Below are 23,398 nucleotides of genomic sequence, written 5' to 3'. Positions count from 1 at the left end.
AATTTCGCCACCTTCTCCATCTTGGTGGGGGTGAGATTGTGCGGACGGCTTCCCCCCAGCCGGATCCGACGGAGGTTGGAATGACTTTTTCGAAAACCGGTCTGGTGGCCGTATCGCTGGCGGCGCTCGTTGCGAGCGGCTGTTCGACCTCACGTTTTTCCTCGATGGATGACCAGCAGCCGGCACCGCTGGAGGCCGCGCCCGCCGGCAAGGTGACGGCGAACCAACTGCCGCCGCCGGCATCGCCCGGCACCACCGACCCTTCGCAATTCCCGACCGCTCCGGCGAACACGCAGGTCGCCGCGCTGCCTTCGGATGGTTCGGCGCCGGCCGGCGCTTCGGACGTGACCGCCGCCAGCGTCGCCGGTGTCTGGAACGCCAGCGTTGCGGGCCAGAGCTGCAAGGTGGCGACACCGCAGACCAAATTCGGCGCCGGCTTCCGCGCCGGTCCGCTGCATTGCCCGGCGCCGATGGACGGCATCAAGTCGTGGAACGTCGCCGGCAAGCAGCTGACGCTCTATGACGAGAGCGGCGGTGCGCTGGCGCGGCTCTATTCCTCGGGCGGCTCGAAATTCGACGGCCAGACTTCCAACGGCCAGCCGATTTCGCTTACGAGATAGTTTTTGTTTTACGCAATTCCGGTTCCCGGAATCGCTCCAGAACGACGTGACCGATGCATCTGCGTGACGGCCTCCAGACCCATGCGACCGTTAGGCAGCGCTACGACCATCTGGTGGAAACCGGTACGATCGACCGCGATCCGGCGCAGGAACGGATCGTTGCGGCGCTCGACCGGCTGACCGATGAGATCTCGGCCAAGCGGCTGGCGCATAAGTCGAGCGCGCTGGGCTGGCTGTTCGCCCGCAAGCGCGAGACGCATGAGGCCGTCAAAGGCCTCTACATCCATGGCGGCGTCGGACGCGGCAAGACCATGCTGATGGACATGTTCTTCGACTTGCTGCCGGTGCGGCGCAAGCGCCGCGTCCACTTCAACGACTTCATGGCCGACGTGCAGGACCGTATCCAGAAGCACCGGCAGGCGCGCAAGAATGGCGACGTCAGGGAAGACGATCCGATCCCGCCGGTGGCCAAGGCCCTTGCCGAGCAAGCCTGGGTGCTGTGCTTCGACGAGTTCTCGGTTACCGACATTGCCGACGCGATGATCCTGTCCAGGTTGTTTTCGGCGCTGTTTGCCAGCGGCGTGGTGCTGGTCGCCACCTCGAATGTGGCGCCGGAAAACCTCTACCGCGACGGGCTGAACCGCCAGCTTTTCCTGCCCTTCATCGGCATACTGGAGCGGCACACACAGGTGCTGGCGCTCGATGCCGACAAGGACTACCGGCTGGACAAGCTCGCCCGGACACCGGTCTATGTCACGCCGGCCGACGCGGCGGCGGACCAGCTACTCGACGAGGCCTGGCAAGCCATGACGCGGGGCGCGCCGACCGCCGAGACATCGATTGCCCTCAAAGGGCGGCAGGTGATCGTGCCGCGTGCGGCGGGCGATGCGGCGCGGTTCTCCTTCGCCGATCTCTGCGAGAAGCCGCTTGGCGCGCGTGATTTCCTGGCGATCGCCGGGCGCTTCTCAACCATTTTCATCGACCACGTCCCGGTGCTCGGCGAAGGCAAGCGCAACGAGGCCAAGCGCTTCATCCTGCTGATCGACACGCTCTACGACCATCGTATGCGGCTGGTGGCGAGCGCCGAAGCGCCGCCGCAAGCACTTTATGCAGCCAAGCGCGGCGTCGAAGTCTTCGAGTTCGAGCGCACCGCATCGCGGCTGATCGAGATGCAAAGCCGCGACTGGCTGGAGGATTGGGCGGAGCGGCAGAAAGGAAAGCCGGCGGTGTCGGAAGCGTCGCAGGCGCAGGCCTAAAGAAAGCAATTGGCAGCTTAGGCGCCCCGCTCATTCCTGCTTCGTTGAAGATTGGCGAAATCGCGTGGCAATCGATCTCCCCCCTTGAGGGGGGAGATGGCCGGCAGGCCAGAGGGGGTTGGTTCGACCGGGCGCGGCACAGATGGCGCCAGCGCTTCACGCGCGGCGACCCCCTCTGTCGCCTTCGGTGACATCTCCCCCCTTGCGGGCAGGGCTATCGCACATGGATTCTTGCGAAGAAGAACCCCCACCCTAACCCTCCCCACAAGGGGGAGGGAACGCTGCCGCGTGCCTTTAATTCTTCTTGGCGCCGAAAAGACAGGCGATGCTCCTGGGTCACCGCCAACGGAAGTCTCCCTCCCCCTTGTGGGGAGGGGTTAGGGGTGGGGGTACGTGCCGGGCAGACATCTCAGGAATTCCATATGCGATAGCCTGCCCTCAAGGGGGAGATTTGGCGACCGCCATCACAAGGGCGTCATCGCCGGTATCCAGCCTTACGATTTCCATCTTCATCGGCTACGTCTTCTCAAGCCGGCTTATAAACTTTGACGTTTACGTAAATCCCAAATGATCTAACCGATTGAAAACACTGACACCAAAATAATCGTTTGAATTTTTTCCATGCCGGGGCTATTGGGTGCGGCGAAAATTCGCGGTTCCCCGCAGCATTCCGGCCTCTTCTTCGACGCCGCCATCAAATCACCAGAGATTTGAGACGTCGTCACCGACAAAGGGAAAACATCCTCACATGGCACGCAACAAGATAGCGCTTATCGGCTCTGGCATGATCGGCGGCACGCTCGCTCACATGATCGGCCTCAAGGACCTCGGCGACGTGGTGCTGTTCGATATTGCCGAAGGTATCCCGCAGGGCAAGGGGCTCGATATCGCGCAGTCGTCGCCTGTCGATGGCTTCGACTCCAGGCTTACCGGCATCAACGACTATGCCGGCATCGAAGGGGCCGACGTCTGCATCGTCACCGCCGGCGTGCCGCGCAAGCCCGGCATGAGCCGCGACGACCTTCTGGGCATCAATCTCAAGGTCATGGAACAGGTCGGCGCCGGGCTGAAGAAGTATGCGCCGAAGGCCTTCGTCATCTGCATCACAAACCCGCTCGACGCCATGGTCTGGGCGCTGCAGAAATTCTCAGGCCTGCCCAACAGCCATGTCGTCGGCATGGCCGGCGTGCTTGACAGCGCGCGCTTCCGCTATTTCCTGGCAGAGGAATTCAAGGTCTCGGTCGAGGACGTCACCGCCTTCGTGCTCGGCGGCCACGGCGATTCCATGGTGCCGATGATCCGCTATTCGACGGTATCGGGCATTCCGCTGCCCGACCTCATCAAGATGGGCTGGACCTCGAAGGAGAAGCTCGACCAGATCGTGCAGCGCACCCGTGACGGCGGCGCCGAGATCGTCGGCCTGCTCAAGACCGGTTCGGCCTATTACGCGCCGGCAGCTTCGGCGATCTCGATGGCTGAAGCCTATCTCAAGGACAAGAAGCGGGTGCTGCCCTGCGCGGCGTATCTCTCCGGCCAGTATGGCGTCAAGAACACCTATGTCGGCGTTCCCGTGGTGATCGGCGCCGGCGGCGTCGAGCGCATCATCGAGATCGAACTCAACAAGAGCGAGCAGAAGATGTTCGACTCCTCTGTGGCGACGGTGCAGGGCCTGACCGAGGCCTGCGTCAAGATCGCGCCGCAACTCGCCTCCAAATGAATCTCCAGCAAGTGAACCCCCAGTCGATCCGGAGACCATCCAGATGAACATCCATGAGTATCAGGGCAAGGCGCTGCTGAAGAGCTTCGGCGCGCCGGTGGCCGAAGGCGTGCCGGTGTTCAAGGCGAGCGAAGCGGAAGCCGCCGCCAAGGCGCTGCCGGGCCCGCTCTATGTGGTGAAGAGCCAGATCCATGCCGGCGGACGCGGCAAGGGCAAATTCACCGAGCTCGGCCCGGACGCCAAGGGCGGCGTGCGGCTGGCGAAATCGGTGGCCGACGTCGTCGCCAACGCCAACGAGATGCTGGGCAACACGCTGGTGACCAAGCAGACCGGTCCGGCCGGCAAGCAGGTCAACCGCCTCTACATCGAGGACGGTGCCGACATCGAACGCGAGCTCTATCTGTCGATCCTGGTCGACCGTTCGGTCGGCCGCATCGCCTTCGTCGTCTCGACCGAAGGCGGCATGGACATCGAAGCGGTCGCCCATGACACGCCCGAAAAGATCATCACCGTCGCCATCGATCCGGAAAAAGGCGTCACAGCAGCCGACCTGAAGGCGCTCAACGGCGCGCTCAAGCTCGACGGCGATGCGGCCAAGGACGGCGATACGCTGTTCCCGATCCTCTACAAGGCCTTCGTCGAGAAGGACATGAGCCTGCTCGAGGTCAACCCGCTGATCGTCATGAAGAACGGCCGGCTGCGCGTGCTCGACGCGAAAGTGTCGTTCGACAACAACGCGCTGTTCCGCCACCCCGACGTGCTCGAACTGCGCGACACCACGGAAGAGGACGAGAAGGAAATCGAGGCGTCGAAATACGACCTCGCCTATGTCGCGCTCGACGGCAATATCGGCTGCATGGTCAATGGCGCCGGCCTTGCCATGGCGACGATGGACATCATCAAGCTCTATGGCGCCGAGCCGGCCAACTTCCTCGATGTCGGTGGCGGCGCATCCAAGGAAAAAGTCACGGCGGCGTTCAAGATCATCACCAGGGATCCGGCAGTCAAGGGTATCCTGATCAACATCTTCGGCGGCATCATGAAGTGCGACATCATTGCCGAGGGCGTCATTGCCGCGGTCAAGGAAGTCGGGCTGGAAGTGCCGCTGGTGGTGCGCCTGGAAGGCACCAATGCCGAGCTTGGCAAGAAGATCATCAACGACAGCGGCCTCAACGTGGTGTCGGCCGATGATCTCGACGACGCAGCCAAGAAGATCGTGGCGGCGGTGAAGGGCTGAGCGGATGCCTCCGCGCAAGATAAACCTCGTCGAGGCGGCGGATCGGACCATCACCAAGGTTTTCGATCCGCATATCGCCGGCGATGTCAACGACAGCCAGGCGAAGGTCGCCAAGTTCGGCGAGATGTTCGACTGGCATGCGCATGACAATGAGGACGAAGCCTTCCTCGTGCTGCGCGGGCGTATCGCCATCGATTTCCGTGACGGTCCCGTCGAGCTCGGCGAGGGCGATTTCATCGTCGTGCCGCGCGGCGTCGAACACCGGCCGCGCTCGCTGACTGCGGAACCCGTCGTGCTGATGTTCGAGCCGGCAACGACGCTCAACACCGGCAATGCCAAAAGCGACCTCACCGTCGCCGACCTGAAGCGGCTGTAACGAACTTGCGACTGCCACACAGTTACACATATACTGTGTGAAGTAGGCGCAGGAGAAAAGAGAAATGAAGAACATCACTCTGGCAGTCGAAGACGAGGTCTTGGAGCAGGTCAAGCTGACGGCCGCCGAACAGCGAACGACCGTCAACGCCATGGTGCGGGAGTTTTTCTCGGCAGTGGCCGCCAAGCGGTACGCCAAGGACGAGGCACGGCAGGCCCTTCTGCGGCTCGCCCGCGAGGCGGCAGGCGACATGGGTGGCAAGAAATGGAACCGGGAAGCTCTCTATGATCGCTGACTGCTTCCTCGACACGAACATTCTCGTCTATGCCGCCATCGGACACAAGGCCGAGCGCGCGAAGTATGAGCGCGCCGTGGAGTTGATCGCCAAGGAAGACTATTCGACCTCCGCACAGGTGCTGCAGGAGTTCTATGTCAACGTGACCAAGCGAGCTGAGGTCACACTGGCGCCGGCGAAGGCGGCCGAATGGGTCGCCGCGATCTCCATGAAGCCCTGCCAGGATCTGGATAGCGCCGTTGTAATGCGGGGCATCGCGAACGCGCAACGCTACCAGATTTCATATTGGGATGGCGCCATCATCGCCGCCGCCGAGCGCCTTGGCGTCAAGATACTCTACACCGAAGACCTCAACCACGGGCAGTCTTATGGCTCCGTGGTCGCCATGAACCCCTTCCGCAATCACTGATCAGGTCGCAAAAAAATGTCCATTCTCGTCGACAAGAACACCAAGGTGCTGGTGCAGGGCCTGACCGGCAAGACCGGCACGTTCCACACCGAACAGGCGCTGGCTTATCACGGCACGAAAATGGTCGGCGGCATCCACCCGAAGAAGGGTGGCGAGACGTGGACCGGCGCAAAGGGCGAGAGCCTGCCGATCTTCGCCACCGTCGCCGAGGGCAAGGAAAAGACCGGCGCCAACGCCTCCGTCGTCTATGTGCCGCCGGCGGGTGCCGCCGAGGCCATCCTGGAAGCGATTGAGGCCGAGATCCCGCTGATCATCTGCATCACCGAAGGTATCCCGGTGATGGACATGATCAAGGTCAAGGCGCGGCTCGACCGCTCGACGTCGCGGCTGATCGGGCCGAACTGCCCGGGCGTGCTGACGCCCAAGGAATGCAAGATCGGCATCATGCCCGGAAACATCTTCCGCAAGGGCTCGGTCGGCGTTGTTTCGCGGTCGGGAACGCTTACCTATGAGGCAGTGTTCCAGACCACCAATGTCGGCCTCGGCCAGACCACCGCCGTTGGCATTGGCGGCGACCCCGTCAAGGGCACCGAATTCATCGACGTGCTCGAAATGTTCCTCGCCGATGACGAGACCAAGTCGATCATCATGATCGGCGAGATCGGCGGTTCGGCCGAGGAAGACGCCGCGCAGTTCCTCAAGGACGAAGCCAGGCGTGGCCGAAGCAAGCCGATGGCCGGTTTCATCGCCGGGCGCACGGCGCCGGCCGGCCGCACCATGGGGCATGCGGGCGCGGTCATCTCCGGCGGCAAGGGCGGCGCGGAAGACAAGATCGCGGCGATGGAATCGGCCGGGATAAAAGTATCGCCCTCGCCGGCGCGACTAGGCACGACGCTGGTCGAGGCGATCAAAGGGTAAGGGAATAGGGGAGTAAGGGAGTAGGGCAGTAGGGAAAATAGCAGCGGCAAAAAGCCCTACTCCCCTATTTCCTTATTTCCCTCCAAAAACAGGAGACGGAGCCAGGCTCCGCGGACAAAAATGGCAAGACAAGATCAGGCCAACGACCAATTTTCGCTCACCTCATTCCTCTATGGCGGCAACGCCGATTACATCGACGCGCTCTACGCTGCCTATGAGGACGATCCCGCCTCGGTCAATCCCGAATGGCAGGAGTTCTTCGCCGGGCTGAAAGACGATGCCGGCGATGTGCGCAGGAACGCCAAGGGCGCCTCCTGGGCCAAGCCCTCCTGGCCGCTGCAGGCGAATGGCGAACTGGTCTCGGCGCTCGACGGCAACTGGGGCATCGTCGAGAAGACGATCGAAAAGAAGGTCAAGGACAAGGCGGTCACCAACGGCGTCGTCCTGTCCGATGCCGACGTGCACCAGGCGACGCGCGATTCGGTGCGCGCCATCATGATGATCCGCGCCTACCGCATGCGCGGCCATCTGCACGCCAATCTCGATCCGCTCGGCATCGCCAAGCCGCTCGAGGATTACAACGAGCTGTCGCCGGAGAACTATGGCTTCACCGAAGCCGACTATGACCGGCCGATCTTCCTCGACAATGTGCTCGGGCTTGAATTCGGCACCATCCGGCAGATGCTGGAAATCCTGACCCGAACCTATTGCTCGACGCTCGGCGTCGAGTTCATGCATATTTCGGACCCCGAGGAAAAGGCCTGGATCCAGGCCCGCATCGAGGGCGCCGACAAGGAGATCACCTTCACCGCCACCGGCAAGAAGGCGATCCTGCAGAAGCTGGTCGAGGCCGAAGGCTTCGAGCAGTTCATCGACGTCAAGTACAAGGGCACCAAGCGCTTCGGCCTCGATGGCAGTGAAGCGCTGATCCCGGCGCTGGAGCAGATCGTCAAGCGCGGCGGCCAGCTCGGCATGAAGGAGATCGTGCTCGGCATGGCGCATCGCGGCCGGCTGAACGTGCTCTCCCAGGTGATGGCCAAGCCGCACCGCGCCATCTTCCACGAGTTCAAGGGCGGCTCGGCCGCACCCGACGAGGTCGAGGGCTCGGGCGACGTCAAGTACCATCTCGGCGCCTCGTCGGACCGCGAGTTCGACGGCAACAAGGTGCATCTGTCCCTGACTGCCAACCCCTCGCATCTGGAAATCGTCGATCCGGTGGTGATGGGCAAGGCGCGCGCCAAGCAGGATTACCTGTTCGGCCGCAGCCGCGAGGAGATCGTGCCGCTGGAAGAGCGCGCCAAAGTGCTGCCGCTCTTGCTGCATGGCGATGCCGCCTTCGCCGGTCAGGGCGTGATCGCCGAGATCCTCGGCCTGTCCGGCCTGCGCGGCCACCGCGTCGCCGGCACGCTGCACTTCATCATCAACAACCAGATCGGTTTCACCACCAACCCGCGCTTCTCGCGCTCGTCGCCCTATCCATCAGACGTGGCCAAGATGATCGAGGCGCCGATCTTCCACGTCAATGGCGACGACCCGGAAGCCGTGGTGCACGCCACCAAGGTGGCGATCGAATTCCGCATGAAGTTCTTCAAGCCTGTTGTGGTCGATATGTTCTGCTATCGCCGCTTCGGCCACAATGAGGGCGACGAGCCGGCCTTCACCCAGCCGATCATGTATCGCAACATCCGCACCCACAAGACGACGGTCCAGATCTATGGCGACCGGCTGATCGCCGAGGGTCACATCAGCCAGGCTGAACTCGACCAGCTCAAGGCCGACTGGCGGGCGCATCTGGAATCGGAATGGGAAGTCGGCCAGCACTACAAACCCAACAAGGCCGATTGGCTGGACGGCGCCTGGTCGGGCCTGCGCACCGCCGACAACCAGGATGAACAGCGGCGCGGCAAGACCGCCGTGCCGGTCAAGACGCTGAAGGAAATCGGCAAGAAGCTGACCGAGGTGCCGAAGGATTTCGAAGCGCACAAGACGATCATCCGCTTCCTCGAGAACCGCCGCCAGGCGATCGAGTCGGGCGAAGGCATCGACTGGTCAACGGCCGAGGCGCTGGCCTTCGGCGCCATCCTGCTCGACGGCAATCCGATCCGCCTGTCGGGCCAGGATTCCGAACGCGGCACCTTCTCGCAGCGCCATTCGGTCCTTTACGACCAGCGCGACGAGACCCGTTACATCCCGCTCAACAATCTGTCGGCGGCTCAAGCTGGCTACGAAGTCATCAACTCGATGCTGTCGGAAGAGGCGGTGCTGGGCTTCGAATATGGCTACAGCCTGGCCGAGCCGAAGGCGCTGACCTTGTGGGAAGCGCAGTTCGGTGACTTCGCCAACGGTGCCCAGGTGGTGTTCGACCAGTTCATCTCCAGCGGAGAGCGCAAGTGGCTCAGAATGTCGGGCCTCGTCTGCCTGTTGCCGCATGGCTATGAAGGCCAGGGTCCGGAACACTCCTCGGCCCGGCTCGAACGCTTCCTGCAGCTTTGCGCCGAAGACAACATGCAAGTGGCCAACTGCACGACGCCGGCTAACTACTTCCACATCCTGCGCCGGCAGCTGAAGCGCGACTTCCGCAAGCCGCTGATCCTGATGACGCCGAAATCGCTGCTGCGCCACAAGCGGGCGGTGTCGACGCTGCCGGAAATTTCGGGCGAAAGCTCGTTCCACCGGCTGCTTTGGGACGACGCGCAACTGCTTTCCGGGCAGGCGATCAAGCTCACCAAGGATTCGAAGATCCGCCGCGTCGTGCTGTGCTCGGGCAAGGTCTATTACGACCTCTATGAGGAGCGCGAGAAGCGCGGCATCAACGACATCTATCTGCTGCGCGTCGAACAGCTCTATCCGTTCCCGGCCAAGGCGCTGATTACGGAACTGTCGCGTTTCCGCAATGCCGAGATGGCCTGGTGCCAGGAGGAGCCCAAGAACATGGGCGCCTGGTCGTTCATCGACCCGTATCTGGAATGGGTGCTGGCGCATATCGACGCCAAGCATCAGCGGGTGCGCTACACCGGCCGTCCTGCCGCCGCCTCGCCGGCGACCGGACTGATGTCAAAGCATCTCGCCCAGCTCGCCGCCTTGCTCGAAGACGCGCTTGGTGAATAGAGAATATCTGGGCGAACAACAGAACCGAAAGAAAACGGACAGGCACAATGGCTACCGAAATCCGCGTTCCCACTCTCGGCGAATCCGTCACTGAAGCGACCGTCGGCAAATGGTTCAAGAAGGTTGGCGATACAATCGCCGCCGATGAACCGCTGGTCGAGCTCGAGACCGACAAGGTGACGGTGGAGGTGCCTGCCGCCGCCGCCGGCACGCTGGGTGAGATCACCGTCAAGGAAGGTGAGACGGTCGGTGTCGGCGCGCTGCTCGGTTCGATTTCGGCAGGTGGCGCGGCCGCCGCTCCGGCTACCAAGCCGCAGGCGGTGTCGCAGGCCTCGTCGCCGGATGCCGCATCGACCGGCAAGCAGGCCGCGGCCGAGACCGCCAAGATCGCCGGCGACGCCGGCCCGGTCGAACCGCGCACCATGCCGCCCGCACCGGCCGCGGCCAAGCTGATCGCCGAAAGCAATCTCTCGGTCGACCAGATCTCCGGTTCGGGAAAGCGTGGCCAGGTGCTGAAAGGCGACGTGCTCGACGCCATCTCCAAAGGCGCGCCGTCACAGCCGGCAGAGACGCCGAAGGCGGCACCTGCACCGGTTGCCGTGCGCGCGCCATCCTCCGGCGACGACGCCTCGCGCGAGGAGCGCGTGCGCATGACCAAGCTGCGCCAGACCATCGCGCGCCGCCTCAAGGAAGCGCAGTCGACCGCCGCCATGCTGACCACCTTCAACGAGGTCGACATGTCAGCGGTGATGGCGCTGCGCACCAAATACAAGGACGTGTTCGAGAAGAAGCACGGCGTGAAGCTCGGCTTCATGGGCTTCTTCACCAAGGCGGTGACCCACGCGCTGAAGGAAATCCCTTCGGTCAATGCCGAGATCGACGGCACCGACATCATCTTCAAGAACTATGCCCATATCGGCGTCGCCGTCGGCACCGAAAAGGGCCTCGTCGTCCCGGTCGTGCGCAATGCCGACCAGATGTCGATCGCCGAGATCGAGAAGGACATCGGCCGGCTGGGCATCGCCGCGCGCGACGGCAAGCTGTCGGTCGCCGATATGCAGGGCGGCACGTTCACGATTTCCAATGGTGGCGTTTACGGGTCGCTGATGTCGACGCCGATCCTCAACGCGCCGCAGTCGGGCATTCTTGGCATGCACAAGATCCAGGAGCGGCCTGTCGTGGTCGGCGGCCAGATCGTGATCCGGCCGATGATGTATCTGGCGCTCAGCTACGATCACCGCATCGTCGACGGCAAGGAAGCAGTGACCTTCCTCGTGCGCGTCAAGGAAAGCCTGGAAGATCCGGAACGGCTGGTGCTTGATCTCTAGGGTCTGGTGCTGATCCGGCTGTTGGCATGCGTGCCGGAGGAAGGGATGCGCGGCAGAATGACGACCCGTTCCCTTAGCCTTTCCAAGGTGCTTCCGATCGCATCGATCGCGGCCGGCATGGTGCTGGCCGCCGCAAGTGCCCGCGCCGCATGTCCGATCGAGCTAGCCGTCTATGGCGACGCGCAGGGCGGCGCAGAGATCGATTTTACCCCGACCGGCACCTCGGCGACCGTCACCAACTCGTTCCGGATGATCCTCGACAACAATGTGGTGCTCAACGGCATCGTTATGTGGAACGAAGGCGTGTCGCGGCCGAACGGCGCGCTGATGTACAAATGCCCCGAAGGCGACGTCACCGGCGAGGAGCTTGCTGCCTGCACGCCCTGGCATGGCGTCATCTACACGTCGGATGACAAGGGCAACATCGGACTGCTGCCGGCCGAAGGGGTCGAAGCGCCGAAGACGCTGATCCTGCCGGACCTCGGGCCGGCGTTGCGCCAATCCTCGGCCTATGGCGGCAGCGGGTTTTCGAAAGTGCCGTGGGATGTGTTTGTCTTGAAGGGATGCCAGGAATGAGCGAGGCGAAAAAGGTGCTGCTGGTCACCGGCGGTAGCCGCGGCATTGGCGCCGCGGTCTGCCGGCTAGGATCGAAGGCCGGCTACCGCGTGGCGGTCAACTATGCCTCGAACCAGGCTGCCGCTGACGCAGTGGTCGCCGAGATCAAGGCCGGGGGCGGCGAGGCCTTAGCCGTCAAGGGCGATGTCGGCAGCGAGGCCGATATCGTGGCCATGTTCGAGGCCGTCGACCGCGCTTATGGCCGGCTCGACGCCTTCGTCAACAATGCCGGCATCGTCGACGTCAAGGCGCGTGTCGACGAGATGGACGTCGCGCGGCTGGAGCGCATGATGCGCATCAATGTCGTCGGCTCGTTCCTGTGTGCCCGCGAAGCGGTGAAGCGCATGTCGACCCGTCATGGCGGGGCGGGCGGATCGATCGTCAACATCTCGTCGGCGGCAGCGACGTTGGGCTCGCCGGGCGAATTTGTCGACTATGCCGCCTCCAAGGGTGCCATCGACACGTTCACCGTCGGGCTCGCCCGTGAGGTCGCACTGGAAGGCATTCGCGTCAATGCGGTGCGGCCCGGCCTCATCGATACCGAGATCCATGCCTCCGGCGGGCAGCCGGACAGGATAGAGCGGTTCCGCGACCTGCTGCCGATGAAAAGAGCCGGCACGGCTGATGAAGTCGCGGGCGCGGTTCTCTATCTTCTATCCGACGCCGCGTCCTATACGACGGGCGCGATCCTGAATGTAAGCGGCGGCCGCTGAGCGCCAAGCAAAGGGAAACAAACATGGCTTATGACGTCGTTATCATCGGATCGGGACCGGGCGGCTATGTCTGCGCCATCAAGGCGGCGCAGCTCGGGCTCAAGGTTGCGGTGGTCGAGAAGAATGCCACCTTCGGCGGCACCTGCCTGAACATCGGCTGTATTCCGTCGAAGGCGCTGCTCCATGCCTCCGAGATGTTCGCCGAAGCCGGCCATTCCTTCGACGCGCTCGGTATCGAGATACCAGCGCCGAAATTGAACCTGACGAAGATGATGGCGCACAAGGATGCGACGGTGTCGTCGAACGTCAACGGCGTCGCCTTCCTGTTCAAGAAGAACAAGATCGACAGCTTTCGCGGCACCGGCAAGGTGGTCGCGGCCGGCAAGGTCTCGGTGACCGGCGAGGACGGCAAGGTCGAGGAGATCGAGACCAAGAACATCGTCATCGCCACCGGATCGGATGTCGCCGGCATTCCCGGCGTCAAGGTCGACATCGACGAGCAGGTGATCGTGTCGTCGACCGGCGCGCTGTCGCTGGAGAAGGTGCCCGGCCATCTGGTGGTGGTCGGCGGCGGTGTCATCGGGCTCGAGCTCGGCTCGGTGTGGGCGCGGCTCGGCGCCAAGGTCACCGTGGTCGAATTCCTCGACACCATCCTGGGCGGCATGGACGGCGAGGTCTCCAAGCAGTTCCAGCGGCTGCTATCCAAACAGGGTTTCGAGTTCAAGCTCGGCGCCAAGGTCACCGGCGTCGCCAAGGCCAAGAAGGGTGCCACGGTCACCTTCGAGCCGGTCAAGGGCGGCGCCGCCGAGACGATCGAGGCCGATGCCGTGCTGATCGCCACCGGGCGCCGGGCCTATGCCGACAGTCTCGGGCTGAAGGAAGCCGGCGTCGAGGTCGACGAGCGCGGCCGCGTCAAGACCGATGGCCATCTCAAGACCAATGTCCCGGGCATCTATGCCATCGGCGATGTCATCGCCGGGCCGATGCTGGCGCACAAGGCCGAGGACGAGGGCGTGGCGGTAGCGGAAGCCATTGCCGGCCAGGCCGGCCACGTGAACTATGACGTCATTCCGAGCGTCGTCTACACCAGCCCGGAAATCGCCTCGGTCGGCAAGACCGAGGAAGAGTTGAAGAAGGCCGGCATCGACTACAAGGTCGGAAAGTTCCCGTTCAGCGCCAATGGCCGGGCGCGCGCCATGCTGCACACCGACGGTTTTGTGAAGATCCTCGCCGACAAGCAAAGCGACCGCGTGCTCGGCGTGCATATCGTCGGCTTCGGCGCCGGCGAGATGATCCACGAGGCGGCGGTGCTGATGGAGTTCGGCGGCTCGTCGGAGGATCTCGCCCGCACCTGTCATGCGCATCCGACGATGTCGGAGGCGATCAAGGAGGCGGCGCTGGCCACGTTCTTCAAGCCCATCCACATCTAAAAGGCCAATGCTTCGTCATCCTCGGGTTAAGCCCGAGGATGACGAAGGCACGGTGACACCACTAACCAAAACGGCCCGCTTTCAGCGGGCCGTTCGTATTTGATATCGAACCGATCAGTTGGCCGGTGCGGCAGGAGCCGGCGCTGGAGCCGGTGCGGGCGCTGGGGCCGGGGCCGGTTCTGCAGGGGCCGGAGCAGGTGCAGGTGCAGGTGCAGGCGCCGGTTCGGCTGGCTTCATCGGTTCTGCCGGTGCGGGCGCGGGGGCCGGTGTGCTGGCCGCCGGCGGCTCGGCGGGTGCCGGGTGCTCACCGCTTCTTCCAAAAACATAATACGCGACAACCGCCAGAATAACGACGACCAGCGCAATCAGCCAGCCACTACCGCCGCCACCACTCTGCTTGATGGTGGTGTTGGTGGTGTTGGGATTGAACGGGTCGTTTGGATTCGGTGCGTTCGCCATAAAAGTGTCCTCCGTGGATGAAAAATATCAATCAACACCATACAACGCGCAATCATTGAACTGGTTTCACGCTAGGGTTCGAAAACGCCAAAAACAAGGACAATCCGCCGTTCCGGAGCCGGAATGGCGTCGTTTCGCCACGCAGCGCGCCAAGTCCGTGCCTGCTATGGTCGATTCAGAGGATTTGCCGCGATGAATTCCACAGCGCTGATTGTCCCGAACCCCCACGACGCTCTTGCCGCCGCCCAGTTCGCCGACCGCTATGTGCTGGTCACCGAAGGTCTTTCATTGACCGCTCTCGGCGCCGCCGAACGGGCTTTGGGGCAAACGCCGCGCTGGGTTGGAAGGCTCATAGCGCTGCGCAATCTTGCCGTCAGGCCATTCCGGCTGAAGACGGGCCTGGAACCTGCCGTGTTGCCGGGCGGCAAGATCGGGATCTTTCCGCTTATCAGCCAGTCTCCCGGCAAAGTCGTGCTTGGCCTCGACGACCGGCATCTCGATTTCCGTGTCCTGGTCGAAGTCAGGGATCTTGGCGTGGGCCGGCAAGAGGTGGCCGCGACGACGATCGTCAAGACGCACAATTGGCTCGGGCGCGCCTATCTCGCGATCATCATGCCGTTCCACCGGATCGTCGTTCCGGCGATGCTGGCCCAGATCAGATAAGGTCACAGGCCTACAGGCGTGACGGTGTAACCGGCCTTGCGGAAATCCTCGACGAGGCCTTCGGGACCGGGAAGGTGGAGGGCGCCGACCGCCATGAAGACGTTGCCCCTGGCAAGGATCGGTTCGGCATGCTCGACCATCACCTTGTTGCGGCTGGTGATCATGGTTTCCTCGAACGCCGCGTAGCCCGCGGGGTCGTCCTGCTGGTCAGGCATGGCCGCGCGAAACAGCGGCCAGAACATGCCGGTGTCGCCGCGCTGGTAGAGCACGATCATGGTTTCGTTGATGTCGTTGACCTTGTCGCCGAGCTTCAGCGTGTCGACGAGGCCCTTCATGTGAAAGGCCAGCGGCAGCGAAGCCATGGCGCGCAGCTGGCTTTCAGCCGTCTCCAATCCTTCCACCGGCTTGCCGGCAGCCTTTGCACCCTCGGCCAGCTTGACGTCGAGCACCGGTGCGCCGCCGGACTGGCGGGCCAGCTCGCAGGCCGGCAGTGCCATCATGGCCGAGAGCATCCACGGCTTCATCTTGGCAACCGTTGCCGGAGGAATGCCGCGTGCGTCGAGCGCGGCGTTCATGGCCGCCGCATCGTCGGGCGACAGCAGCGACGCCAGCGTCGTCGAATCAGTGAACATCATCAGGTCCGGCTCCTGGAGCATCGCGACCATCATCTTCTGCTTGTCGAGCACGTCGGTGGTTTCGATGACGATGGTGCCGGCGGCGTCATAGGCTTTCTGCGCGTCGGGAGGCAGCGTGGTGACGCGCGGGTCGGTCATATGCATGGTGCCGAACAGGAAGGACGGCTTCTCGCCGGGCTTTTCCAGCTTCCACAACAGGCCCTTGCCGTTCGGTGTCGCTGCGGCTTCCGCTTCGATCTTGCGGTAGGTCGCCGGATCGTTCTTCTGCAAGGCCGACAGCATGTCGGCGCCGGTGCAGGTCGGGATTTCGGCATGCGCCTTGCCGGCCGCGAACAGCAGCACGGCGAGGAACGACAGGAAGAACAAAACATTGAGCGCGACGAGCAGCTTCAGCGACACGGAAGCTGCACGGTCGGCGATGGCGATGACGCGTTTCATGGTTCTGTCTTCATGTTTGACCATGATCTTTTCCGAAAACCGGGTCCCACTTTTCGGGATCATGGTCAGTTCTAGAACCGAAAAAGCGGCAAAACGGTTAATTGGTACTGCGAAATTGAAGGGTTCATGCCCGTGGATGGGCTGATTCGTAAATCTCGAGCAGCCTCGCGGTGTCGACGCCGGTGTAGATCTGCGTCGTCGACAGGCTGGCGTGGCCGAGCAGTTCCTGGATGGTGCGCAAATCGCCGCCGCTGCCGAGCAAATGCGTAGCGAAGGAATGGCGCAACGCATGCGGCGTCGCGGTATCGGGCAGGTTGAGCGCCGAGCGCAGTTTGGCCATGTCGCGCTGGACGATGGCCGGGTTGAGCGGGCCGCCGCGGGCGCCGCGAAACAGCAGGCCCTTGGGGTCGAGATGATAGGGGCAGAGCCGGCGATATTCGGCGATCGCCCGGAGCGCCACCGGCAGCACCGGCACCAGTCGCGTCTTGCCGCCCTTGCCGGTGACGCGCAGCACCGTGTCGTCCGCCGACGCCAGATCGGCGCCCGCCAGACCGAGCGCCTCGGAAATGCGCAGGCCGGAGCCGTAGAGCAGTGTCAGCACAGCGGCGTTGCGGGCCGCGATCCAGGGTTCTTCCGCCAATTGGCCTTCGATGGAAACAATATGCTTGGCGTCGCTCGCCGTCAGCGGCTTGGGCAGCGATTTGGGCTGGCGCGGTGCGCGCAGGGCTGCCGCACCCGCCGCATTGGCAAGGCCGCGCCGCTCGAGGAAACGCAGCAGCGAGCGGATGCCGGCGAGACCCCGGCCCAGCGTGCGGGCACCGGCGCCGGCATTGCGCCGCGCCGCGAGGAAGCCGCGCAGGTCGGCCGGGCGCAGATCGGCGATGTCCGAAATCCCGGGTGAGCCGCCGCAATGGCCGGTGAGGAAATGCAGGAACTGGCGCGTGTCGCGCTCATAGGCTTCCACCGTCTCGGGCGACAGCCGACGTTCTCGCGCCAGCATCTTCAGCCAGCTTTCGCGTGCCGCCTGGAGATCGGGTTTGGCCGGGATCAGGAATTCCTGCATGGCGTGCTTTCGACCTTTGTTTCATGCATGCCCGGCCATTTTCCGGCAGCCGGGTTAGGAAGCGGTGAAGAGCGCGTCATTGAAATGACGATCGGGGAGCGTTAGAGCAAAGCCAAAGGATTTAGCGCCATGAGCAAGCCCCAGAACCCTGTCCAGATGGCCGTGATCGGCGCCGCCCATGGCATCAAGGGCGAATTGCGGGTGAAGACCTTCACCGGTGAACCGCTGGCGCTGGCCGACTACGGCCCGCTCTACGCCCGTGACGGCCGCGCCTTCCAGATCATCGACATCAGGCCCGCCAACACCGTCGTCGTGGTCCGCTTCAAGGGCGTTGCCGACCGCAACGCGGCCGAGGCGCTGGCCGGCACGGAGCTGTTCGTCGACCGTTCGATGCTGCCGGACGACGGCGAGGAAGACGAGTTCTACCATGCCGACCTCGTCGGCCTCGAAGTCCGCGACGAGACGGGTGCCGCACTCGGCAAGATCGTCGCGGTGCACAATTTCGGCGGCGGCGACATTCTCGACGTGACGCTGGGCGGGCGCAAGGGCGTGCTGATCCCGTTCACACAGGCTGCCGTGCCGCAAGTGTCGATCGCCGAAGGCTTCGTCCGTGTCGACCCGGCGGCGGCCGGACTTGTCGAGGACGAGGATGGCGACGGCCCGCGAGAGGAAGACTTCGATCCGAAGGGCAGGCCGCGCGGACCGAGCGATGCCGGGGGCAACCGGTGAGTTTTTCCGCTTCGGTGCTGACGCTTTACCCCGAGATGTTTCCCGGCGCGCTCGGCCTGTCGTTGGCCGGCCGGGCGCTCGAGGCCGGCACGTGGTCGCTGGAGGCGATCCAGATCCGTGACTTCGCCACCGACCGCCATCGCACCGTCGACGACACGCCGGCTGGCGGCGGTGCCGGCATGGTGATGCGTGCCGATGTCCTGGCCAGGGCGATCGACCATGCTTCGCCGGAAGGCGACGCAAGGCCACGGCTGTTGATGAGCCCGCGCGGCAAACCGCTGACGCAGGCGCGCGTGCGCGAACTGGCCGCAGGGCCTGGCGCCGTCATCCTGTGCGGCCGCTTCGAAGGCGTCGACCAGCGGGTGATCGACGCGCGGGGATTAGAGGAAGTCTCGATCGGCGACTACATCCTCTCTGGCGGTGAGCCGGCAGCGCTTGTGCTGCTGGATGCCGTGGTGCGGCTGTTGCCCGGTGTGATGGGAAACGCCGTGTCGGGCGAGGAGGAGAGTTTCGAAAACGGCCTGCTTGAACATCCGCATTACACGCGGCCGCAGGAGTTCGAGGGACGCGAGATTCCCGATGTGCTGATTTCGGGCAATCATAAGAAGATCGCCGCATGGCGGCGGGCGCAGTCGGAAGCGCTGACGAAAGAGCGGCGTCCTGATTTGTTGGGCGCCGCCGCTCAGCCTTTCCAAAAGTAATAGAAAGCCAGAAACAGGCCGACGGCGACGACGAAGCCGCGCACCGCGTTTTGCGGCACGCGCTTGGCGATCCAGACGCCGGCATAGCCGCCGAGCGCGCCGCCCGGGATCATGATGATCGCCTGCGGCCAGGCGACGACGCCGCCCGAGACGAAGACGACGATCGCGACAGCGGCGATGACCATGGCCAGCATGTTCTTCAACGCGTTCAGCCGGTGGTAGTCGCCGGCTTGTGTCAGGCCGAGCGTCGCCAGCATCATCACGCCCATGCCGGCGCCGAAGAAGCCGCCATAGATGGCGGTGAGAAACTGCGCCAGGGAGCCGGCGAGCGAGCCCACCGCCGCTTCATGGCCGGGCTTCGGCACCGGTTTCAGCCAGGGGCCGGCGGCGAACAGGGCCGTCGCGGCTAGCAGCAGCCACGGCACCAGAGCGCGAAACGAGGGATTGTCGAGCGCCAGTAGGATCAGCGCGCCGGCCAGCGCCCCGATCGCCGAGATCAGACAGAGCAGCAGCGCGCCGCGCCAGAAATGCCTGATGTCGGCCGAATAGGCGAGCGTCGAGGTGATGTAGCCCGGAAATTGCGTCACCGAGGAGGTGGCGTTGGCGACGATCGGCGGCAGGCCGACCAACGTCATGGCGCCGAAGGTGATGAAGGTGCCGCCACCGGCGACCGCATTGGCGGCGCCTGACAGAAAGCCCGCCAGAAAGAGCAGGATGGCATCGAAGACAGACATGAATTGCGGCCGCTCAAAACTGTGTTATTTCAGGCTTAGAAAGCCTGAACGACCGGCGCAACCCGGCACGGCAGGATTACGATGGTGCCATGCGAGCAGAAAATGCGCTGCCAAGGCGTGACAAAGCGGCGAAATAGCTGTATGTGCCCGCCCGTACCGGCCAGAAAGAATCTGCCGGACCCGTCAACAATGACGGTGTAGTCGCCCCTGCCTGATGTTTCAAAGACAAATGTCTTGGAGACAAAGGGCATAGCCAAGCGGTCAATGGAACTGCAAGGCGAGTGTCGGACGCTCTGACTGTCGGAAGAACAAGAAGTGGACTTTTGAGATGGATATTCTCCGTCAGCTCGAGGCCGAACAGGCCGCCAAGATCGAAGCCAAGCGCAAGCTTCCCGAATTCCAGCCCGGCGACACCGTGCGCGTCCAGGTCCGCGTGACCGAAGGCACCCGCACCCGCGTCCAGGCCTATGAGGGCGTCGTCATCGCCCGCGCAGGCGCCGGCTTCCAGGAGAACTTCACGGTTCGCAAGATTTCCTACGGTGAAGGCGTCGAGCGCGTGTTCCCGGTCTACTCGCCGATGGTTGAAGGCGTTGAAATCGTTCGCCGCGGCAAGGTGCGTCGCGCCAAGCTCTACTACCTGCGCGATCGTCGCGGCAAATCGGCCCGTATTTCGGAAAACACCGGCGTGCGCGCCCGCAAGCTGAACGACGAGGAGCGCGATGCTCTGAACGCCGAGAAGGCCCGCATCGAGGCCGAGAAGGTGGCAGCCGCCGAGGCTCTGGCCGTCGAGAAGGCCGCTCAGGACGCCGCCGAGAAGAAGGCCGCCGCCGAGGCAGCTGAAGCCGCAAAGGCAGCCGAAGCAGCCACCGCCGAATAAGTTTTTCGGCGAGCAAGTTTGAAAAGGCGGCTTCGGCCGCCTTTTTTCGTTTCCGGGGGCTGGCTGGCGGAAAAGTCGGCGGTTGACTCGATTTACATCGTGTACTAAACAATCGTTCACGATTTAAATGGAGAAATGAAATGCCTGCATTGTATTCTACCCAAGCCCGCGCCGTCGGCGGCCGCGCCGGCCATGTCCAGAGCGATGATGGCTTGCTCAGCCTCGATCTTGCCATGCCCAAGGAGCTTGGCGGCAAAGGTGGCGCCACCAATCCCGAACAGCTTTTCGCCGCCGGCTATGCCGCCTGCTTCGAAAGCGCCATGCGCTTCATCGCCGGCAAGCAGAAACTGCCGCTGCAGGATGCCTCGGTGACGGCAAATGTCAGCCTGCACAGCAATGCGCAGGGCGGATTTGTGCTCGGCGTTTCGCTGGCAGCGGAAACAAAAGGTCTTGATCAGGCGGCGGCGGAAGCGCTTGTATCGGCGGCGCACCAGGTTTGCCCCTATTCCAACGCCATCAAGGGCAACATCGAGGTGGCGCTTTCGGCTAAGGCGCTTCCGGCAAAGGCAGCATGAACACAAAACAGACGAACGATACCACGCAGGCCTCGGCGGATTTCGCCGGGGTGCCGAAACTCGACGACCAAATCTGCTTCGCCCTCTATTCGGCTAGCGGGCTGATGACGCGGCTCTACCGGCCGTTGCTCGAACCGCTCGGCCTCACCTATCCGCAATATCTGGCGATGATGGCGCTGTGGGAGCGAGCGCCACGCACGGTGGGTGGGCTCGGCGAGGTGCTGGGTCTCGATTCGGCGACGCTGACACCCCTGCTCAAACGGCTGGAGGCGGGCGGCTTCATCACCCGCCGGCGCGACGCTGCCGACGAGCGCCGGGTGCTTCTGGAGCTGACAGCCAAGGGACAGTCGCTACGCGGGCCCGCCAAAGACGTTGCTGTCCAGATACTCTGCCAATTTCCCCGCCTCAGCGCGGTCGAACTGGATGGCCTGCACCGCATCCTGGCCAAGCTCATTGCTGGGCTGCGCGAGACGGACGCCAAGGCACCGGCGGCTGACTGACCGCCGGCCAAGGCACGGATCTCCCGGAATCTTCCGATCGAGAGCATTGGAATCCGATTTCGCCCCAGGCGACACGGCAGAGCGTCTTGCATGACGCTTGCGGAAAGCTAAAGTCGGCGCCGGATTTTCCTGCAAGCCCGGCCATGCCCGGGTCATCAATTCCCGGGGAGTGTGTCATGACCAAATCGAAACTGCTGCTGGCGGGCCTGCTTGCCCTCGTCCTGGCACCCGTTGCCGCCTTCGCGCAGGCGCTGCCCGACCTCGGCGGCAAGAAGGTGGTGGTTGTGACCGAAAACGCCTATCCGCCGCTGCAGTTCATCGATGCCAAGACCGGCAAACAGATCGGCTGGGAATATGACGCGATGAACGAGATCGCCAAGCGGCTCAATTTCACGGTCGAGTACCAGAACACTTCCTGGGACGCGATGATCCAGGCGGTTTCCGACAACCAGTACAACATTGGCATGACCGGCATCACCATCAAGGACGACCGCAAGGAGAAGGTCGATTTCTCCGACCCCTATATGCGCTCGGAACAGTTCATGCTGGTGCGCGGCGATGAGAGCCGCTTCACCGACGCCAAGACATTCGGCGCCTTCAAGGACGGGCTGGTCGGCGCGCAGGCCGGCACCACGCCCTTCTACACCGCCGTCTACAGCGTGCTCGACGGCAATGAGCAGAACCCGCGCATCAAACTGTTCGAGACGTTCGGCGCGACCGTGCAGGCCCTGAAATCAGGCGACGTCGATGTTGTTTTGACCGATGGCACCGCCGGCAAAGGCTATGTCGACGCCTCCGAGGGCAAATTGAAGCTGATCGGGGGGCCGCTCGGTACCGAGGATTTTGGGTTTATCTTTCCGAAGGGTTCGGACCTGGTGAAGCCGGTCAACGCGGCCATCGCGGCGCTGAAGGCCGACGGCACCCTCGATGCGCTCAACAAGAAATGGTTTCTTGATTACAAGATGGGGCAGTAGTTCGCTGAACCTCACGCAGACACGGCGCTTGAACACCCCCCTCTGCCCTGCCGGGCATCTCCCCCGCAAGGGGGGAGATCAGCTGTCCGCCCTGCCTTCGCGTACCTCCAGCATTGAAGAAAAGGCGCGGGCATTGAAGCTGCCAATCTCCCTCCTTGCGGGGGAGATGGCCGGCAGGCCAGAGGGGGGTGCCTTGGCGCAATCCTTCTGATGCAGGTCCCTTGCTCTTCCTCCAAAGCCGACTTCCCCTGGTGGCTCGTCGTTGCCGTAACCCTCGCGATCGCGGTGGCCGTCTTCGTCGCCACCAGCAACCTCTATACCCAGGTGTTCGCCACGGTCGCCAAGGGCATCGGCGTCACCATCTTCGTCACCGTGATTGCCTTCGTGCTGGCTTCGGCCATGGGTCTCGGCATCGCGCTGATGGGAATGTCCGGCTCGCGCTGGCTGCGCCAGATCGCGCGCTTTTATGTCGAGATCATCCGCGGCGTGCCGATCCTGGTGCTGTTGTTCTGGATCGCCTTTGCCGGTGCACCGGCCTTCGTCACGGCTTGGAACGCGCTGACCGCGCCGCTGCAAAGTGCGGCCCTGTTCGGCGAGCTTTTGGTGCGCGACGTGTCGCTGCTCTGGCGCGCCATCATGGCGCTGACCATCGGCTATTCGGCTTTCATCTCGGAGGTTTTCCGGGCCGGCATCCAGTCGGTGGAGAAGGGCCAGATCGAGGCGGCGAAGGCGCTTGGGTTGACCCGCGCTCAGCGCTTCCGGCTGATCGTGTTCCCACAGGCAATCCGCACCATCCTGCCGCCGCTCGGCAATGATTTCGTCGCGCTGGTCAAGGATTCCTCGCTGGTCTCGGTGCTCGGCGTTGCCGACATCACGCAGATGGGCAAGGTCTACGCCGCCGGCTCCTTTCGCTTCTTCGAGACCTATTCGATAACGGCCTACATCTATCTCATCCTGACCGTCGGACTGTCGCTGGCGCTCCGGGCGCTGGAGCGGCGGCTGCGCCGCCAGCACGAGGAATAGTTTTT

25 protein-coding genes are annotated in these 23,398 nt (G+C 63.5%); 21 read left to right on the top strand and 4 right to left on the bottom strand.

Annotated features, from left to right (window positions below; translation table 11 throughout):
* The first annotated feature begins 80 nt into the window (after window positions 1-80).
* From NKJ11_RS09525 to lpdA, 13 genes are all read left to right on the top strand, one after another.
* Window positions 81-620, top strand: coding sequence for a protease inhibitor Inh/omp19 family protein (locus NKJ11_RS09525; protein ID WP_023811288.1), 540 nt, complete (start codon window positions 81-83; stop codon window positions 618-620).
* A 53-nt stretch (window positions 621-673) separates the two neighbouring features.
* The gene (zapE, locus tag NKJ11_RS09520) at window positions 674-1,876 is read left to right on the top strand and encodes a cell division protein ZapE (RefSeq protein WP_352793140.1); all 1,203 of its coding nucleotides are present in this window, start codon (window positions 674-676) and stop codon (window positions 1,874-1,876) included.
* A gap of 748 nt (window positions 1,877-2,624) precedes the next feature.
* Window positions 2,625-3,593, top strand: coding sequence for a malate dehydrogenase (gene mdh / locus NKJ11_RS09515; RefSeq protein WP_013528846.1), 969 nt, complete (start codon window positions 2,625-2,627; stop codon window positions 3,591-3,593).
* Between the two features lie 43 nt (window positions 3,594-3,636).
* Window positions 3,637-4,830, top strand: a complete 1,194-nt coding sequence (sucC, locus tag NKJ11_RS09510; RefSeq protein ID WP_023811286.1) for an ADP-forming succinate--CoA ligase subunit beta — start codon at window positions 3,637-3,639, stop codon at window positions 4,828-4,830.
* Between the two features lie 4 nt (window positions 4,831-4,834).
* Window positions 4,835-5,206 carry a cupin domain-containing protein gene (locus NKJ11_RS09505; protein ID WP_023811285.1) on the top strand — a complete coding sequence of 124 codons (372 nt, stop codon included), beginning with the start codon at window positions 4,835-4,837 and terminating at the stop codon, window positions 5,204-5,206.
* A 64-nt stretch (window positions 5,207-5,270) separates the two neighbouring features.
* Window positions 5,271-5,501, top strand: a complete 231-nt coding sequence (locus tag NKJ11_RS09500) for a hypothetical protein (protein WP_023811284.1) — start codon at window positions 5,271-5,273, stop codon at window positions 5,499-5,501.
* Entirely contained in the window at window positions 5,491-5,910 is a 420-nt protein-coding gene (locus NKJ11_RS09495) for a PIN domain-containing protein (RefSeq protein ID WP_127296323.1), read from the top strand. The genes NKJ11_RS09500 and NKJ11_RS09495 overlap by 11 nt, the downstream gene beginning before the upstream one ends.
* A gap of 15 nt (window positions 5,911-5,925) precedes the next feature.
* Window positions 5,926-6,828, top strand: a complete 903-nt coding sequence (gene sucD, locus NKJ11_RS09490; protein ID WP_352555110.1) for a succinate--CoA ligase subunit alpha — start codon at window positions 5,926-5,928, stop codon at window positions 6,826-6,828.
* 120 nt (window positions 6,829-6,948) lie between these two features.
* Complete coding sequence (locus tag NKJ11_RS09485; protein ID WP_352793139.1) at window positions 6,949-9,936, top strand: 2-oxoglutarate dehydrogenase E1 component; 2,988 nt, start codon at window positions 6,949-6,951, stop codon at window positions 9,934-9,936.
* Window positions 9,937-9,983: 47 nt separating this feature from the next.
* Window positions 9,984-11,264 (top strand): 2-oxoglutarate dehydrogenase complex dihydrolipoyllysine-residue succinyltransferase, encoded by a 1,281-nt coding sequence (odhB, locus tag NKJ11_RS09480; RefSeq protein WP_023811280.1) that lies wholly within the window; start codon window positions 9,984-9,986, stop codon window positions 11,262-11,264.
* Between the two features lie 57 nt (window positions 11,265-11,321).
* Entirely contained in the window at window positions 11,322-11,840 is a 519-nt protein-coding gene (locus NKJ11_RS09475) for a hypothetical protein (protein WP_352793138.1), read from the top strand.
* Window positions 11,837-12,592 carry an SDR family oxidoreductase gene (locus NKJ11_RS09470; protein ID WP_127296321.1) on the top strand — a complete coding sequence of 252 codons (756 nt, stop codon included), beginning with the start codon at window positions 11,837-11,839 and terminating at the stop codon, window positions 12,590-12,592. The genes NKJ11_RS09475 and NKJ11_RS09470 overlap by 4 nt, the downstream gene beginning before the upstream one ends.
* 23 nt (window positions 12,593-12,615) lie before the next feature.
* Complete coding sequence (gene lpdA, locus NKJ11_RS09465; RefSeq protein WP_352793136.1) at window positions 12,616-14,022, top strand: dihydrolipoyl dehydrogenase; 1,407 nt, start codon at window positions 12,616-12,618, stop codon at window positions 14,020-14,022.
* Between the two features lie 114 nt (window positions 14,023-14,136).
* On the opposite strand, the gene NKJ11_RS09460 is transcribed toward lpdA, so the two are convergent.
* Entirely contained in the window at window positions 14,137-14,481 is a 345-nt protein-coding gene (locus NKJ11_RS09460; protein WP_352793135.1) for a hypothetical protein, read from the bottom strand.
* A 192-nt stretch (window positions 14,482-14,673) separates the two neighbouring features.
* Here NKJ11_RS09460 and NKJ11_RS09455 point away from each other — a divergent pair, with 192 nt between their 5' ends.
* Window positions 14,674-15,144 (top strand): DUF2867 domain-containing protein, encoded by a 471-nt coding sequence (locus tag NKJ11_RS09455; RefSeq protein ID WP_352793133.1) that lies wholly within the window; start codon window positions 14,674-14,676, stop codon window positions 15,142-15,144.
* A 2-nt stretch (window positions 15,145-15,146) separates the two neighbouring features.
* Here the strand turns inward: NKJ11_RS09455 and NKJ11_RS09450 are convergent, their stop codons facing one another.
* Both NKJ11_RS09450 and NKJ11_RS09445 read right to left on the bottom strand, forming a co-directional pair.
* A complete protein-coding gene (locus NKJ11_RS09450; RefSeq protein ID WP_352793154.1) occupies window positions 15,147-16,217 on the bottom strand; it encodes a TraB/GumN family protein in 1,071 nt (356 codons plus the stop codon).
* 124 nt (window positions 16,218-16,341) lie between these two features.
* Window positions 16,342-17,280 (bottom strand): tyrosine recombinase XerC, encoded by a 939-nt coding sequence (locus NKJ11_RS09445; RefSeq protein WP_352630957.1) that lies wholly within the window; start codon window positions 17,278-17,280, stop codon window positions 16,342-16,344.
* A 129-nt stretch (window positions 17,281-17,409) separates the two neighbouring features.
* On the opposite strand from NKJ11_RS09445, the gene rimM reads away from it, so the two are divergent.
* Together rimM and trmD are read left to right on the top strand one after the other, a co-directional pair.
* The gene (gene rimM / locus NKJ11_RS09440) at window positions 17,410-18,009 is read left to right on the top strand and encodes a ribosome maturation factor RimM (RefSeq protein ID WP_352793131.1); all 600 of its coding nucleotides are present in this window, start codon (window positions 17,410-17,412) and stop codon (window positions 18,007-18,009) included.
* Window positions 18,006-18,710 carry a tRNA (guanosine(37)-N1)-methyltransferase TrmD gene (trmD, locus tag NKJ11_RS09435; RefSeq protein ID WP_352555118.1) on the top strand — a complete coding sequence of 235 codons (705 nt, stop codon included), beginning with the start codon at window positions 18,006-18,008 and terminating at the stop codon, window positions 18,708-18,710. The genes rimM and trmD overlap by 4 nt, the downstream gene beginning before the upstream one ends.
* Here the strand turns inward: trmD and NKJ11_RS09430 are convergent.
* Window positions 18,692-19,444 carry a sulfite exporter TauE/SafE family protein gene (locus NKJ11_RS09430; RefSeq protein ID WP_352555119.1) on the bottom strand — a complete coding sequence of 251 codons (753 nt, stop codon included), beginning with the start codon at window positions 19,442-19,444 and terminating at the stop codon, window positions 18,692-18,694. The two genes, trmD and NKJ11_RS09430, sit on opposite strands and share 19 nt — an antisense overlap.
* A 328-nt stretch (window positions 19,445-19,772) precedes the next feature.
* Here NKJ11_RS09430 and rplS point away from each other — a divergent pair, with 328 nt between their 5' ends.
* The 5 genes from rplS (at window position 19,773) to NKJ11_RS09405 (ending at window position 23,393) form a co-directional block, all read left to right on the top strand.
* On the top strand, window positions 19,773-20,321 hold the full coding sequence (rplS, locus tag NKJ11_RS09425; protein ID WP_023811269.1) for a 50S ribosomal protein L19: 549 nt from the start codon (window positions 19,773-19,775) through the stop codon (window positions 20,319-20,321).
* Between the two features lie 140 nt (window positions 20,322-20,461).
* Entirely contained in the window at window positions 20,462-20,896 is a 435-nt protein-coding gene (locus NKJ11_RS09420) for an organic hydroperoxide resistance protein (protein ID WP_023811268.1), read from the top strand.
* The gene (locus tag NKJ11_RS09415) at window positions 20,893-21,396 is read left to right on the top strand and encodes a MarR family winged helix-turn-helix transcriptional regulator (protein WP_352793130.1); all 504 of its coding nucleotides are present in this window, start codon (window positions 20,893-20,895) and stop codon (window positions 21,394-21,396) included. The genes NKJ11_RS09420 and NKJ11_RS09415 overlap by 4 nt, the downstream gene beginning before the upstream one ends.
* A gap of 176 nt (window positions 21,397-21,572) precedes the next feature.
* The gene (locus NKJ11_RS09410; protein ID WP_128304255.1) at window positions 21,573-22,370 is read left to right on the top strand and encodes a transporter substrate-binding domain-containing protein; all 798 of its coding nucleotides are present in this window, start codon (window positions 21,573-21,575) and stop codon (window positions 22,368-22,370) included.
* 210 nt (window positions 22,371-22,580) lie between these two features.
* On the top strand, window positions 22,581-23,393 hold the full coding sequence (locus tag NKJ11_RS09405) for an amino acid ABC transporter permease (protein ID WP_352793129.1): 813 nt from the start codon (window positions 22,581-22,583) through the stop codon (window positions 23,391-23,393).
* Window positions 23,394-23,398: the final 5 nt, after the last annotated feature.

Source organism: Mesorhizobium sp. M0243 (assembly GCF_040321775.1).
GTDB lineage: Bacteria > Pseudomonadota > Alphaproteobacteria > Rhizobiales > Rhizobiaceae > Mesorhizobium.
Note: the sequence above shows the minus strand (reverse complement) of the source record. Positions and strands in the feature narration are given on the sequence as shown.

Excerpts from the sequence above, each read along its gene's own strand:
- mdh (WP_013528846.1), top strand. The coding sequence starts at position 2,625 with ATGGCACGCAACAAGATAGCGCTTATCGGCTCTGGCATGATCGGCGGC.
- sucC (WP_023811286.1), top strand. The coding sequence starts at position 3,637 with ATGAACATCCATGAGTATCAGGGCAAGGCGCTGCTGAAGAGCTTCGGC.
- NKJ11_RS09495 (WP_127296323.1), top strand. The coding sequence starts at position 5,491 with ATGATCGCTGACTGCTTCCTCGACACGAACATTCTCGTCTATGCCGCC.
- NKJ11_RS09475 (WP_352793138.1), top strand. The coding sequence starts at position 11,322 with ATGACGACCCGTTCCCTTAGCCTTTCCAAGGTGCTTCCGATCGCATCG.
- NKJ11_RS09500 (WP_023811284.1), top strand. The coding sequence starts at position 5,271 with ATGAAGAACATCACTCTGGCAGTCGAAGACGAGGTCTTGGAGCAGGTC.
- NKJ11_RS09415 (WP_352793130.1), top strand. The coding sequence starts at position 20,893 with ATGAACACAAAACAGACGAACGATACCACGCAGGCCTCGGCGGATTTC.
- NKJ11_RS09470 (WP_127296321.1), top strand. The coding sequence starts at position 11,837 with ATGAGCGAGGCGAAAAAGGTGCTGCTGGTCACCGGCGGTAGCCGCGGC.
- NKJ11_RS09405 (WP_352793129.1), top strand. The coding sequence starts at position 22,581 with ATGCAGGTCCCTTGCTCTTCCTCCAAAGCCGACTTCCCCTGGTGGCTC.
- NKJ11_RS09410 (WP_128304255.1), top strand. The coding sequence starts at position 21,573 with ATGACCAAATCGAAACTGCTGCTGGCGGGCCTGCTTGCCCTCGTCCTG.
- NKJ11_RS09525 (WP_023811288.1), top strand. The coding sequence starts at position 81 with ATGACTTTTTCGAAAACCGGTCTGGTGGCCGTATCGCTGGCGGCGCTC.
- NKJ11_RS09445 (WP_352630957.1), bottom strand. The coding sequence starts at position 17,280 with ATGCAGGAATTCCTGATCCCGGCCAAACCCGATCTCCAGGCGGCACGC.
- NKJ11_RS09485 (WP_352793139.1), top strand. The coding sequence starts at position 6,949 with ATGGCAAGACAAGATCAGGCCAACGACCAATTTTCGCTCACCTCATTC.
- rimM (WP_352793131.1), top strand. The coding sequence starts at position 17,410 with ATGAGCAAGCCCCAGAACCCTGTCCAGATGGCCGTGATCGGCGCCGCC.
- NKJ11_RS09450 (WP_352793154.1), bottom strand. The coding sequence starts at position 16,217 with ATGAAACGCGTCATCGCCATCGCCGACCGTGCAGCTTCCGTGTCGCTG.
- lpdA (WP_352793136.1), top strand. The coding sequence starts at position 12,616 with ATGGCTTATGACGTCGTTATCATCGGATCGGGACCGGGCGGCTATGTC.
- zapE (WP_352793140.1), top strand. The coding sequence starts at position 674 with ATGCATCTGCGTGACGGCCTCCAGACCCATGCGACCGTTAGGCAGCGC.
- sucD (WP_352555110.1), top strand. The coding sequence starts at position 5,926 with ATGTCCATTCTCGTCGACAAGAACACCAAGGTGCTGGTGCAGGGCCTG.
- rplS (WP_023811269.1), top strand. The coding sequence starts at position 19,773 with ATGGATATTCTCCGTCAGCTCGAGGCCGAACAGGCCGCCAAGATCGAA.
- NKJ11_RS09460 (WP_352793135.1), bottom strand. The coding sequence starts at position 14,481 with ATGGCGAACGCACCGAATCCAAACGACCCGTTCAATCCCAACACCACC.
- NKJ11_RS09505 (WP_023811285.1), top strand. The coding sequence starts at position 4,835 with ATGCCTCCGCGCAAGATAAACCTCGTCGAGGCGGCGGATCGGACCATC.
- NKJ11_RS09430 (WP_352555119.1), bottom strand. The coding sequence starts at position 19,444 with ATGTCTGTCTTCGATGCCATCCTGCTCTTTCTGGCGGGCTTTCTGTCA.
- NKJ11_RS09455 (WP_352793133.1), top strand. The coding sequence starts at position 14,674 with ATGAATTCCACAGCGCTGATTGTCCCGAACCCCCACGACGCTCTTGCC.
- odhB (WP_023811280.1), top strand. The coding sequence starts at position 9,984 with ATGGCTACCGAAATCCGCGTTCCCACTCTCGGCGAATCCGTCACTGAA.
- NKJ11_RS09420 (WP_023811268.1), top strand. The coding sequence starts at position 20,462 with ATGCCTGCATTGTATTCTACCCAAGCCCGCGCCGTCGGCGGCCGCGCC.